Origin of the sequence: Emticicia sp. C21, from assembly GCF_003418935.1 — a bacterium.
Classification (GTDB): Bacteria; Bacteroidota; Bacteroidia; order Cytophagales; family Spirosomataceae; genus Emticicia.
In genome coordinates this window covers 91,015-103,505 of the sequence record NZ_QVMT01000001.1, presented here as the reverse complement: position 1 = coordinate 103,505, position 12,491 = coordinate 91,015, and the positions used below count along the sequence as shown (strand labels likewise).

Below are 12,491 nucleotides of genomic sequence, written 5' to 3'. Positions count from 1 at the left end.
ATTCAGAATTTTATTTCTGAACAATTAAAAACATTAATACTATGCAGGATTTAAAGAAATTTGGTGGTTTTTTAGGTGCTATGGCTTCTTTTACTCCCTCGTTTGTCTTGGGTGGTATGCATTATACCATCAGTCTTTTAGAAGGTAAAGAAAATAAAGAGGCAAATGCTGACTTTAAGCGGACTTTTGATAAACTTTTTAATCTGGGTGAGCAGATAGGTTCGGAACTGACAGAAGGGGTAGTAAATGTAGGTTCAAAAATATTCAATGGAGATAAAGACACTAAGCAAGAGCCAGCTAAATAAGAAAAGCCCCGTAAGGGGCTTTTTTGTTGACAAAATTAAAATTCTCTATCAATTACTTAATAACTTAAGCATTTTCTTCGAACTCTCTTTTTTAGGATTTATATCCAATGCTTTCTGGTAATTAGCTATCGCCAGATCTTTCTGCCCCGCTTTTACATAAGCATCGCCCAGACTATCATATACATTTTCACTATTCGGATGAAGCAAAACATTTAGTTTAAAAATTTCTATAGCTTCCAGTATCTCCTGTCGCTTAAGCATAGCATAACCCCACTCATTCAAATCATTTTCAGAATGCGCATATTTCATCTGATTGCGTCTGTCTTCATTGGCTGCTACTTGTTCCTGCTTATAACCTCGTTTAAAAATAGCTGCTTTGGCTCCGGGCCTTACTTTATTGGCATATTGGGTAACAATAGTATTAATAACCAATTGGGGATTTGATAAAAAAACATAGTGCCCGGTCTGATAGGCAACCAATGAGGTACGGTTAGCATAAGCGGCCACAAAATCATTATGACAGTCTTTCCATCGCTGAGCATCGGGTGTGCCTTCAAATAGCGTTTGCTCTGAAACTATATCTACTACCGGAATTTTAAGCGGCAATGGATTCTGCTTCACGACTTCAATTGTATGACGAAAATTGTCAGAAGCCTTCATTTTAACCAATTGTTCTTCGGTAAAAAAGCAAGGCAAATTAGTATCAATCATTACCATCGCTTTTATGCGTTTAGCGTTCTGATTAGCAAAAAGAGTCTGATAAAATCCACCTATGGAATGCGAAACAAGCATAAGGTCTTTGGTAAATCCTAGTTTTTTAAGAGCAGTGTTGAGTACTTCTACTTCTTTTTCAATATTTATTGTCGCATTGTCTTTAGTACTCTTACCTAAGCCAATTCTATCATAAGTAATAATCGGGGCTTGCGTTATTTCTGAGATAGGCTTGGTAATTCGGCTCCAAACCTGGCCATCGTTGCCGCCACCAGCTTCGAACAAAATGGGTGTGCCTTTGCCCGGAATAACCATAAAATGCAGCTGATAATCGCCCACATTAACTAGTGTATCAATTGTAGTTTTTTGTGCAATTGTTGATGAACTGAGAGTTAAGAAAAACAGTAATCCTACAAATACTGTCCATTTAAAAGGATTAATCGAGAGAATTGTAAAAGAATTAGTAAAGTGGAAGTTGAATTTTTTAAGGCTTATTTTCATAATTACAATTTTAATGTTGGGCTAATGACAAGGAAAGGATGTTTGTGTTGCATGATGACAGTAAAATCAATTGAACTTGTATTTTACTTAACAACTTTATGAGCCTATGGGTTATTATAAGGCTTAAGAAAAATAAACATCAAAAGTCTCAATAGAATACACCTTAACCCGAAAAAATCCCATAAAAGACAATATTTTCTGCTAAATTGCAGTATATTCAATTGTTGTCTGATTTTCGTAGCCACATGCAAGGATTAATAGTTTTAGGTGTTTTTGTGCTGGTAATAGCCGTTTGCTTTTTTATATATTCCCGACAAAAAAATGCTTTTGTGCTGACTGATGAGTTCAAGGATATTCTGCATATGCTGAACGATACCAGGGAGTCTATCTTTATCAGTGGTAAGGCCGGTACAGGCAAATCAAGCCTTTTGCAATATTTTACAGCCCACACTTCCAAAAAGTATGTAATACTTGCCCCCACAGGCATTGCTGCCATGAACGTGAAAGGGCAGACAGTCCACTCGTTTTTTAAATTGCCTCCAAGATTCATTCAGGTTGATAAACTGAAACCTGAGTATTCAAAGAATGCTCTCTACGAAAACCTTGATATGGTAATTATTGATGAGGTATCAATGATTAGCGCTAATCTGATGGAAGCCATTGACACTTCTTTGCGGTTGAACCGCAATAAACCTCACGAACCCTTTGGCGGTGTGCAGATGGTTTTTATCGGTGATTTGTTTCAGTTACCTCCGGTAGTGAAAAATGATTTGCAGGAATATTTTACTATTACTTACGGCGGTAATTACTTCTTTGACAGTCCAGTATTTAAGACCGATTTTACCTATCACAGAAAAGAACTCACACATATTTTTCGTCAGAAAGATGAGAAATTTAAAAAAGTACTTAACCGCATACGGGTAAACGAAGCAAAATTTGAGGATTTTGTATTGCTGAATGCCCGTCATCGCGATAATGTGGGTGATAAAAATAACGCTATTTTCCTGACAACCACCAATAAAAACGTCAAGAAAATCAATAAAGAAAACCTGGAAAATCTGCAAGGTAAAGAAGAAGTATTTGAAGCAGTACTGACAGGCAAAATCAGAGAAGAGTTTGAGAAGCTGAAAGAGCTACTGGCTAATAAAAAGATTAGCGAAAGCGAGTTTGAAGATGAAATTGAAATTAAGTTTCCAACCAATGTGTTTCTGAAACTCAAAATAGGAGCACAGGTAATGATGATAAAAAATGACAGCCTGAAACGGTGGGTAAATGGAACTGTAGGAGTTATCAGCCGATTAAACGACCATGAAATATGGGTAGAGATTGACGGTCATAGCTACAAAATGGAGCAGGAGACATGGCAGGAAATTACGTACCAGTACGATGCAAAGCGCAAAGAAATCAAAGAAAGTATACAAGGCACTTTTACACAATTTCCGATTAAACTAGCCTGGGCAATGACCATCCATAAGAGCCAGGGCAAAACCTTTGACAAAGTAGTAATTGATATTGGTTACGGGGCCTTCAGCCACGGACAAACTTACGTAGCCCTTAGCCGTTGCAAAACCTTAGAAGGCATTGTGCTCAACAAAGAAATCCGTCCCAGTGATGTGATTGTGGATGATCGGGTGATTGCTTATTATAAGGAGGAGTAGGGAAGTTATATTTCATTAAGAATATCTAATTCCTCAATACGGTAATCTTTACTTTTTATATAGTCTTTTTCTTCCTGGCTAAGACCGGTTATGCCAAGTGAAACATATCCTTCTCTTTGTTTAGTTGCAATTTCCACTGCTTCAATAGTAAATTTCTTCTTGATTCCGATTCTGCTTAGGTCGATATAATTACCCTTGTCAACCCTACCTACAATTAATTTCCCTATTATAAAAAATGGTCTACCTGTTATCTGGAAGGCATCATCTATTATAAATTGAGCGACTACTTTGTGGTGCCATTGATAGCCACAACGGCATTGGTGTGCATAGGGAGTTCTGGCCAGTTGCCCACAAGCAGGGCAATTATTGAAATATACCTTTTCAGGAGTTTCTTTCATAATTCTTTGAACCACATTTAGTTCAAACGATTCATCACCATCTTTTAATAAATCAAGTACAATCGGGTCTTTGCTAAGCCAACCTTTTTCATAATAAATATTTGCCCTTCTTGAGCTTTCAGAAATTTCATAGTTAAGCTTCATGAGACTTTGAGAGTGCCTCAGAGCTTTCTTCTCGATTTCTGTCAAAAGATGAGAAAAGTAGCCGAAAATATATCTTATCGTTTCTTTGTTCATGATTTATAAGATTAGTCACATAGTAATACTATTACACTGATTTCTTAAAACTCCACAACAACAAATTACGGCACAGAAACCAGAAATTGATAAAGAAAAATGCAAAATTGATAAGAAAGATATTATCAAAAAAATAAGAAAATATACGGAATTCTATACTGTTATCCCCTGGATTTCTCCATGAATTCATATTAGAATAAAAGTAGAGAATAAAAACCGAAACAAGAGCCAGCACTATAAAATGAATAGTATTCAACATCAAAGCTCTCTGCTTTTGCTGGAATTGTTTTTTTAAGATAAGTATGATGTGTAGCCCCTCTAATAATGCGAATGCCGCATAAAAACTGATAGTTAATTTTCCCCACTCAAAGGTATACATAGCCATAGCAAAAATGGCTGCCGAAACGAACGAAATAATAACATAACAGACGTGGTATAGAGCTTTGTAGGGCATAGTGATTTTATTTTTGCAAACTTAATAAGTTTCATCAAAATCTATTACTAAAGGTACTCTTCATTTTTAGTAGATGTATACGAAGTCTACGAGAAACTACTGTTTATCTCAATTATAAGCCATTTCTTGCTTTAATACAAAACAATCATTCCAAGTCTTGATACATTCAGTTGAAATAGTTAACTTTGTAGTACCATCCGGTTATTTATTAACCAAACTACTACTCAATAATATATATCGTTAAATCACCTATAGTTAAGAATTTGCCTTGAAGCCAAGACAGTATAAAACCTTAAATTATAGTTTCTTTTAATGAGTACCCATTTTAATCGTAACGAGGAAGTGTTGCACGCCTTGCAGAAGTATAAAGTTGCTTATACAAATATTGCTGTATCTGAGGGTCAGAAAGACCTCACTATTACGCTGGAAAAAGAAGCAGACCCATCAAATCTACGACAGTTTATTTCTTATCTGTCGGCATTAAATCTGCATTTCAAATCTTCTTTTCAATCCCAAACCGGATTACTCAATATCATTGTTTACTGATTTTTAAAAAGGTGTATTTAGCCTGAATTTCAGCTAAATACACCCAGCCTATTATTTTTAACTACTTTTTCGGACTCGCACCCGTTATTTGGGGGCGAGAATCGGAACCGCTATTCATCTGATTAGTTCCTTTCTGAACACTATTAGCTGCATTCGAACTCTGCGAGGCTGAGTTTCGGGCACCTTCTTTTTTCTTTCCTTGCAACGTTGCCATATTTTTTTTCGTATTAATGTGGACATTGATTTATCTGCAATTACTAAAAAAATAGTATGCCAGACAGTTAACCCAACTGCGCTGCTAAGGTTAGCTATGAATTTTACCTAAGCTTTCATTTAAATACTTTCCTTCCTTTTTATCACTATATAAAATTTAATACATACCTAAGTGATTGACTTTCAGTGATTTGTAAAAAAAAGAAAAAAATAATTTACCAATTCTTATTTAGATTAAGTCTAATTATACTAGTTTTGCAGTGTAATCTAATCTTTTAATAAACTATTATTTCCATGTTTAAACGTTTCGGTAAAACACAAATCCTCTTAGCTTCGGTAATTATGGCTGGTGTTTCTTCTTGTAAAGATTCAGAAGAAGTAACTCCGCTTCGTACCAAAATTGATTATGCCAATGTAACGCCTACAACTCCTTACAAAAAGTTGTTTGTAAGTGCAACAGGAGACACCACCGTTGATTTGACTTCTGGTAATAATCGCTACAAAATCTATCAGGCATTGAATTATTACCTGGGTGGAGCCGTAAGAGACAGTAAGGCAATTGATGCCGCTGTAATGAAAAACATGTATGCTAATACCGCAAATCCTTTCGTAGATGTACCATCTTTGAACATTTCTGGTTCAGTATTAAATGCCTCAGGAGTACAATTACGCAGCCTTACCGCTTCATCTAAATCCACATCAGAAGCTGAAGTTGAACGTGTTAGAGTAGAAACTGCTTTCGCACAAATGGCCGAAGCTAGTAAATCGGTTGGTGCAACAGCATCTAAAGGAGTGGCCGGAAAAGCAGGTACTTATTTATTAGACGCCAAAGGAATTGAGATTGCGCAAATCATACAAAAATCTTTAATTGGTGCTTATCAACTAGATTATATCGGTAATGTATTGTTAAACAAAGGCTTAGAAGCCGATAACACCACGCTTGTATCTGGTAAAAAATATTCTCAATTAGAACATAACTGGGATGAAGCCTATGCTTCGTTGACTTTGAATCCTATCTACCTGGCAAATTCTACAGATGCTACCAGAGGTACTTCTGAGTCTTTCTTAGGTTCTTATATCTGGGAATATAACAAAGCGAATTATGCAAAAATCTATCCGGCTTTTTTAAGAGGACGTGTAGCTATTGTAAATAATGATATGGCTGAAGTAAAAACACAGGCTACATTTATCAGAACTGAAATGGAGAAAGCGATTGCTGCTGCCGCTATCGGATATTTAGGAAAATGGAAAACAGGAACTACTGATGCTGCCCGTGCACATGCCATAGGCGAGGGTCTTGGTTTTATTTACTCGTTGCGTTATTGTACAATCAATGGGGCTGATGCTACTTTCTCTGAAAATATCTTAGCCGGACTTGTTGGTTCAGCTAACGGTTTCTGGGATTTGACTAACGAAAAAGTCAACGCAGCGGCTGATGCGATCAATGCGAAATTCAAATTAGGCAATTAATATTTGTCATATTCTCTTAATGAGTGGATTGATAGCCAAGAGGGTTGTCAATCCACTATTTCATTTAAAATCATGACGGCTTATCTAAGGAAAAAGCAAATCTTATTATTGGTATTGACAGCACTTTTATGGGCTTGTGGCAGCGGTGGCGAAACAACAGACCCGCCAACACCTGTAGATGAGGGCAAAGATAGAAAAGTGATACTTACTCATCTGGCTGATAATGTCATTATTCCGGCGTACGGTAATTTCAAAGCGAAACTAGACCTGATGGTAACTAGAGGTGATGCTTTTACTGCCAAGCCTGATGCCGCAACCTTAACTGAGTTTCGTACGGCATGGGTAGAGGCTTACACCGAATGGCAGAAAGTAGAATTGTTTGATTTTGGCCCTGCTGAAAGACAAACCCTTCGTAATTTTTTCAATATTTATCCTGCCAGCGAAAAAGGGATTAACGATAATATAGCTGACCCATCTGCTAATCTGGAAGTTCCTGCTTCTTTTGCCCAACAAGGTTTTCCGGCTTTAGATTACCTGCTCAATGGCTTAGGTAGCACTGATGCAACTATTCTTGGATTTTATACTACTGCCCCTGATGCCGATAAACGAATTGCCTATGTAAAACGCCTGACAGGCCGTATGAAAACGCTGTTAGATAAGGTAACAACCGAGTGGACAACCTATCGTGAGACTTTTATCACAAAAACAGGCCTTGATATTGGCTCTTCCACTTCTTTGATGGTCAATGGTTTTGTATTACATTATGAGCGTTTTATCCGTTCGGGCAAGTTTGGTATTCCATCGGGTGCTATGTTGAATGGCGTAATATCTCCCGATAAAGTAGAGGCATTTTACAAAAAAGATATATCTAAAACACTGGCTCAAACAGCACATCAGGCATTTATAGATTTCTTTAATGGGAAAAATATCAAAACAGGTGCAGAAGGGCCATCTTTTAAAACCTATCTGGTGGCCTTGGGTGCTAAAGATAGTGCCACAGGGCAGTCATTAGCCGAAATTATTAACAATCAGTTTGCCTCTAGCAAGAGCAAAATGGAGGTTTTGAAACCAAATTTATACGAGGAAGTAAAAACCAATAATCAGGCAATGATTGCGGTATATACCGAAATGCAGAAAGCAGTACGTATGCTCAAAGTAGACATGACCTCAGCTATGAGCATTACTATTACTTATACTGATAATGATGGGGATTGAGACCTCGTATAAATTAATGTTTTAGTAGAGACGTATTGCTATACGTCTCCAATGGACTATGCAATCCAATATAAAGCTGTAAATTTAAGTATATAAATATTATTTACTACCGATAGGCGGCCTTTGGAAACAAAATGCATTGTGTGGCGAACCCATATGTCTCTACTATAGAAACCACGCCTCAAATTGCAACAATATCTTAAACAAAAAATATCTGCTGCACCCTTAGCGGTTTTCAGAATTGGCTTTGGGCTGATGTTGTTGGGTAGTATCATCCGGTTCTGGAGCAAGGGCTGGATTTTTGATTTATATATCAAGCCCAAATACTTCTTTCCTTTTTATGGGTTTGAGTTTGTAAAACCGCTTGGTAATTATACCTACATCTTATTTTTTATTTGTGCGCTTTGTGCTTTACTGGTCGCTTTGGGTTTGTTCTATCGTATTGCAATTATAGGTTTGTTTCTAAGTTTCACTTATATAGAGTTGATAGATAAATCAACCTATCTCAATCACTATTATTTCATCAGTCTGGTTTGTTTGCTGATGATTTTCTTGCCTGCTCACGTCTATTTTTCGGTGGATTCGTATCGTAATCGACAAATATCTGCTCAGTATATTCCACAATGGTGCATTGATGCCATTAAGCTGATGATTTGTATACTCTACTTTTATGCAGGTCTTGCCAAACTAAATTCTGACTGGCTATTGCATGCCCAACCATTAAAAATATGGTTGCCTGCCCGCAACGACATGCCAATTATCGGTTCACTATTCAATAAAGACTGGGTACCATATGCTTTTAGCTGGTTTGGCTGTCTTTACGATCTCACTATCCCGTTTTTATTGTGGCGTTCATCCAGTCGTTGGTTGGCTTATCTGGCAGTAATTGTGTTTCATATACTTACAGCATTGCTTTTCCCGATTGGTATGTTTCCGCATATTATGATAGTGGCAGCCTTGATATTTTTCTCACCCAATTTTCATAAGAATATCATTCGGGGCATAAGTCATTGGTTAAAAATTTCATCAGATTTGACGGAGACTACCCGTCAGTACATAGCTCCGTCATTTATTCTACCTGTTTTTGTAGTCTTTTTCTCTTTTCAGCTATTGTTCCCATTCAGATATTTATTATACCCTGGAGAATTATTCTGGACAGAGCAAGGCTATCGGTTTTCGTGGCGGGTAATGCTAATGGAAAAGGCTGGCTATACACAGTTTACTGTAAAAGGTAAAAATGGTAAGCAGGTAGTTGTGAATAACAACGATTTCTTATCAACTTTGCAGGAAAAAATGATGTCGACTCAGCCAGATATGTTGCTGCAATATGCACATATTCTGTGTGACTATTATAAACAGCATGGCTTTGAATCGCCGCAAGTTTATGTCGACTCTTATGTAACGCTCAATGGTAGGATGGGTAAGCCTCTGATAAGCCCAAATACTGATTTAGCCAAAGAGCACGATTCTTTTCAACATAAATCATGGATTTTACCATTCAATGACACTATCAAAGGTTTTTAATACATTTATATTCTGTTTAATTATTTCGGCTTCTTTTGCGCAGTATCAACTTACGGGTACAGTCCGCTTCCGGAAAGATAGTACAGTAGCAAAAGAATGTCGCATTATTCTTAATGCAGGCTCACCTTTTACAAGCACCGACGAACAGGGTAATTTCAGATTCAGAAACCTGGCTAAACGTACTTATAAAGTGCAAGCCTCACTCACCGACTATCAATCCCATCAGCAGGAAGTTAATATTACAGATAAAGATATTCATCTCACAATCTATCTCGATTTATTGAATACTACCCTCAACGAAGTAGTGGTAAAAGACAAGCAAAGCGATTTTGGTTTTACACGCATGCGTGCCGTAGAAAGTATGGGTATTTATGAAGGCAAGAAAACAGAAGTGATTTTACCCGAACAACTAGTGGCAAACCTGGCAACCAACAATGCCCGTCAGGTATATGCTCGTGTGGCTGGGTTAAATATCTGGGAAAACGATGGCGCTGGTTTACAACTAAGCATCGGTGGGAGAGGGCTTGACCCTAACCGGAGTTCGAACTTCAACGTTCGTCAGAATGGATATGATATTAGTGCCGATGCTTTGGGTTATCCGGAAAGTTATTATACCCCACCGATTGAAGCTGTGGGGCGTATTCAGATAGTACGTGGAGCAGCCTCCTTGCAATATGGTACTCAGTTTGGCGGTCTTATCAATTTTGTCATGAAAAAGCCCGTCACTGACCGAAAAATTGAACTGATAGCTCGTCAAAGTGTGGGTTCATTTGGCTTTTATAATGCCTTTACAAGTGCTAGCGGTACAGTCGGTAAATTAAGTTATTATACATACTTTCAATACAAAACAGGCAATGGCTGGCGAGCCAATTCTGATTTCGATAGTTATAATTATTATGCAGATATTGATTATCAATTGAGTGAGAAAACAACCGTAGGAATAGATTTTACGCATATGAGTTATCTGGCTCACCAACCCGGTGGCCTGACCGACGCCATGTTTGCGGCAAATCCACGCCAGACCAATCGTGAGCGTAACTGGTTTAAAGTGAACTGGAATCTGTGGGCAGCCCATTTCGATCATAAATTTAATGCCTTAAATGAGTTTAACCTTAGAGTTTTTGGCTTATCGGCTTATCGTTATTCAGTAGGTTTTCGGCCAAATAGGGTGGCAAGCATTGATGATAATAGTGAGCGGGATTTAATCAAGGGAGATTTTAATAACTGGGGAGCAGAAGCTCGCTACCTGAAACGCTATTTTATTAAAGAAAAATTATCGGTTTTCCTGGCAGGCACTCGTTATTATCACGGCTTTAATCACAGCATTCAGGGTTTGGGTACTAAGGGTAAAGATGCTGATTTTACTTTTATCAATCATGAAGAGGGTATTGCCAACGATTACGTTTTTCCGAATAATAACGTATCAGTATTTGCTGAAAATATTTTCTATGTAAACGATAAGATTTCTATTACACCGGGTGTACGTTTTGAATATATTCATACAAAAGCTGATGGTTTTTATGGCACTATCTTATTTGACTTGGCAGGGAACATTATCAGTGCTACACGCACCAATGAAGTGCGTACTAATGGACGCCAATTTGTATTGGCAGGCGTGGGCTTAAGTTATAAACCAACCAGGAGTTTAGATATTTATGGAAATATTTCACAAAATTACCGCTCTATCACATTCAGTGATATGCGCACAGCCAATCCATCGTCTGTAATTGACCCGAATATGAAAGACGAACGAGGTTACTCAATTGATTTAGGTATCAGAACACATCAGACCACCCTCTATAATTTCGATGTAAGTGCTTTCTATCTCAATTATGATAACCGCATAGGTGAAGTACAGTTTTATGATGAGAGCAACAGGGTATTACGCCGAAGAGGCAATATAGGGCAGGCAGTTATTGTAGGCTTAGAGTCTTATGCCGAGGCTGATATATTAAAACTCGCTCAGTCTAAAGCAGAATCGTGGAGTGGAGTAATATTTGGTAATGTTGCATTTATCCATTCTACCTATAAAAGAAGTGAACTGCCGGGGATTAAAGGCAAACAAGTAGAGTTTGTGCCGAATGTAAATTTAAAAAGTGGGGTACGTTTAGCCTATAAAAATCTGAAAGCCTCATTCCAATATACTTATCTGTCAGACCAATATTCAGAAGCAACCAATGCCGTTGATGGCGGTGTATCGGCCGTTGTAGGGTTAATTCCGGCTTATGCTATTATGGATGTCAGTGGTTCCTATCAATTTAAGCGCTTTAAGCTAGAGGGTAGTCTTAACAATTTGGCTAATCGCATGTATTTTACCCGTCGTGCTACAGGATACCCGGGCCCCGGCATTTTGCCATCTGATGGGAGAAGTTTTTATCTGACTTTGCAGGTGAAGATATAATTTAATTTGTGGGGTTCAAATTCTGAACCCCTACAATAGAATTTTATACGTTTGGATACGCTGGAAAATACTCATCAGAATCTTTTGAAATGCCAATAGTCCTTTGTTAATTTGATATGAATCCCAGACATAAATATCCCTGATATTTATAGAAGATAGACGTTTCAAAAACTTTTACTTTTCTTGTCGAGATGTACCTCTCTGCATAATCTTGTAGAAAAAATGCTAATCTATAAGAATCGAATTACTATCGTGAGTCTGGTTGGGAACTAACCACTCCTCCTGAGACCTGAGCTGGCGAGCTTGGGTCTTTTTTTTAAGATAGTTGTGAATGATGTAAAAGGTTCTCTCATAATGTTCATTAAAAGTGTACAATGTTATAATTACTTAAAAAATGAATTTTGATTTTTCTTCACAAAAAGCATTTAATGGTCTACTGTTTGGCAAGCATGGATATATAGTTAAACAGTTGGAAAGCGACGATGTTAATTTTGATAAATGGATAGGTATTTATAATATATTAGAAATGAATAAATTTCCGGGTCAGCATGATTTTATTAATAGTTGTACTACCAAATTCTGTTTTATTATTTTGTACTATTGGAAGGATACTGAACTAGAAAAGGAGGGCTTTCTAAATAAGTATTTTAAATCTAGTGTAATTGAATATTTTGATGAAATTGAGGATTTAAATTTGTTATCTGAGAAATATAGGTTTACTCTGACTGATTTTGTGCCATCTTGGAAAGTATTATATCCGATAGGATGATACTCGGTAGAGCAGGGAAAAAAATAATAGAATAAATATGCATTTTATATACTAAAGGAAATTTTTTAAACAAAAATGCCCCTAAAATA

At 37.2% G+C, this 12,491-nt stretch carries 12 protein-coding genes; 8 read left to right on the top strand and 4 right to left on the bottom strand.

Annotation, left to right across the window (positions count from 1 at the left end):
- The first annotated feature begins 41 nt into the window (after positions 1 to 41).
- Positions 42 to 305, top strand: a complete 264-nt coding sequence (locus D0T08_RS00480; protein ID WP_116980608.1) for a hypothetical protein — start codon at positions 42 to 44, stop codon at positions 303 to 305.
- Between the two features lie 48 nt (positions 306 to 353).
- Here the strand turns inward: D0T08_RS00480 and D0T08_RS00475 are convergent, their stop codons facing one another.
- Positions 354 to 1,517: an alpha/beta fold hydrolase gene (locus D0T08_RS00475; RefSeq protein WP_116980607.1), complete on the bottom strand. Its 1,164-nt coding sequence runs from the start codon at positions 1,515 to 1,517 to the stop codon at positions 354 to 356.
- 245 nt (positions 1,518 to 1,762) lie between these two features.
- On the opposite strand from D0T08_RS00475, the gene D0T08_RS00470 reads away from it, so the two are divergent.
- Positions 1,763 to 3,175, top strand: a complete 1,413-nt coding sequence (locus D0T08_RS00470; RefSeq protein WP_116980606.1) for an ATP-dependent RecD-like DNA helicase — start codon at positions 1,763 to 1,765, stop codon at positions 3,173 to 3,175.
- Between the two features lie 5 nt (positions 3,176 to 3,180).
- On the opposite strand, the gene D0T08_RS27710 is transcribed toward D0T08_RS00470, so the two are convergent.
- Both D0T08_RS27710 and D0T08_RS00460 read right to left on the bottom strand, forming a co-directional pair.
- Positions 3,181 to 3,810 carry a hypothetical protein gene (locus D0T08_RS27710; RefSeq protein ID WP_199538097.1) on the bottom strand — a complete coding sequence of 210 codons (630 nt, stop codon included), beginning with the start codon at positions 3,808 to 3,810 and terminating at the stop codon, positions 3,181 to 3,183.
- A 31-nt stretch (positions 3,811 to 3,841) separates the two neighbouring features.
- Positions 3,842 to 4,264 carry a hypothetical protein gene (locus D0T08_RS00460; RefSeq protein WP_116980605.1) on the bottom strand — a complete coding sequence of 141 codons (423 nt, stop codon included), beginning with the start codon at positions 4,262 to 4,264 and terminating at the stop codon, positions 3,842 to 3,844.
- Between the two features lie 312 nt (positions 4,265 to 4,576).
- Here D0T08_RS00460 and D0T08_RS00455 point away from each other — a divergent pair, with 312 nt between their 5' ends.
- Positions 4,577 to 4,810, top strand: coding sequence for a hypothetical protein (locus tag D0T08_RS00455; RefSeq protein ID WP_116980604.1), 234 nt, complete (start codon positions 4,577 to 4,579; stop codon positions 4,808 to 4,810).
- A gap of 61 nt (positions 4,811 to 4,871) precedes the next feature.
- Here the strand turns inward: D0T08_RS00455 and D0T08_RS27475 are convergent, their stop codons facing one another.
- On the bottom strand, positions 4,872 to 5,024 hold the full coding sequence (locus tag D0T08_RS27475) for a hypothetical protein (protein ID WP_158561162.1): 153 nt from the start codon (positions 5,022 to 5,024) through the stop codon (positions 4,872 to 4,874).
- A gap of 293 nt (positions 5,025 to 5,317) precedes the next feature.
- Between D0T08_RS27475 and D0T08_RS00450 the strand changes: the two genes are divergently transcribed.
- From D0T08_RS00450 to D0T08_RS00430, 5 genes are all read left to right on the top strand, one after another.
- Positions 5,318 to 6,493, top strand: coding sequence for a DUF4856 domain-containing protein (locus tag D0T08_RS00450; protein ID WP_199538096.1), 1,176 nt, complete (start codon positions 5,318 to 5,320; stop codon positions 6,491 to 6,493).
- A gap of 72 nt (positions 6,494 to 6,565) precedes the next feature.
- The gene (locus D0T08_RS00445) at positions 6,566 to 7,708 is read left to right on the top strand and encodes an imelysin family protein (RefSeq protein WP_116980603.1); all 1,143 of its coding nucleotides are present in this window, start codon (positions 6,566 to 6,568) and stop codon (positions 7,706 to 7,708) included.
- 186 nt (positions 7,709 to 7,894) lie between these two features.
- Positions 7,895 to 9,232 carry an HTTM domain-containing protein gene (locus D0T08_RS00440; RefSeq protein ID WP_116980602.1) on the top strand — a complete coding sequence of 446 codons (1,338 nt, stop codon included), beginning with the start codon at positions 7,895 to 7,897 and terminating at the stop codon, positions 9,230 to 9,232.
- Positions 9,210 to 11,633, top strand: coding sequence for a TonB-dependent receptor domain-containing protein (locus tag D0T08_RS00435; protein ID WP_116980601.1), 2,424 nt, complete (start codon positions 9,210 to 9,212; stop codon positions 11,631 to 11,633). Before D0T08_RS00440 ends, D0T08_RS00435 begins: the two co-directional genes overlap by 23 nt.
- 394 nt (positions 11,634 to 12,027) lie before the next feature.
- On the top strand, positions 12,028 to 12,402 hold the full coding sequence (locus D0T08_RS00430) for a hypothetical protein (RefSeq protein WP_116980600.1): 375 nt from the start codon (positions 12,028 to 12,030) through the stop codon (positions 12,400 to 12,402).
- Positions 12,403 to 12,491: the final 89 nt, after the last annotated feature.

Bases quoted from the DNA above. Each gene is read 5' to 3' on its own strand.
- D0T08_RS00475 (WP_116980607.1), bottom strand. From the start codon at position 1,517: ATGAAAATAAGCCTTAAAAAATTCAACTTCCACTTTACTAATTCTTTT.
- D0T08_RS00450 (WP_199538096.1), top strand. From the start codon at position 5,318: ATGTTTAAACGTTTCGGTAAAACACAAATCCTCTTAGCTTCGGTAATT.
- D0T08_RS00435 (WP_116980601.1), top strand. From the start codon at position 9,210: ATGACACTATCAAAGGTTTTTAATACATTTATATTCTGTTTAATTATT.
- D0T08_RS00445 (WP_116980603.1), top strand. From the start codon at position 6,566: ATGACGGCTTATCTAAGGAAAAAGCAAATCTTATTATTGGTATTGACA.
- D0T08_RS00455 (WP_116980604.1), top strand. From the start codon at position 4,577: ATGAGTACCCATTTTAATCGTAACGAGGAAGTGTTGCACGCCTTGCAG.
- D0T08_RS27475 (WP_158561162.1), bottom strand. From the start codon at position 5,024: ATGGCAACGTTGCAAGGAAAGAAAAAAGAAGGTGCCCGAAACTCAGCC.
- D0T08_RS00460 (WP_116980605.1), bottom strand. From the start codon at position 4,264: ATGCCCTACAAAGCTCTATACCACGTCTGTTATGTTATTATTTCGTTC.
- D0T08_RS00470 (WP_116980606.1), top strand. From the start codon at position 1,763: ATGCAAGGATTAATAGTTTTAGGTGTTTTTGTGCTGGTAATAGCCGTT.
- D0T08_RS27710 (WP_199538097.1), bottom strand. From the start codon at position 3,810: ATGAACAAAGAAACGATAAGATATATTTTCGGCTACTTTTCTCATCTT.
- D0T08_RS00480 (WP_116980608.1), top strand. From the start codon at position 42: ATGCAGGATTTAAAGAAATTTGGTGGTTTTTTAGGTGCTATGGCTTCT.
- D0T08_RS00430 (WP_116980600.1), top strand. From the start codon at position 12,028: ATGAATTTTGATTTTTCTTCACAAAAAGCATTTAATGGTCTACTGTTT.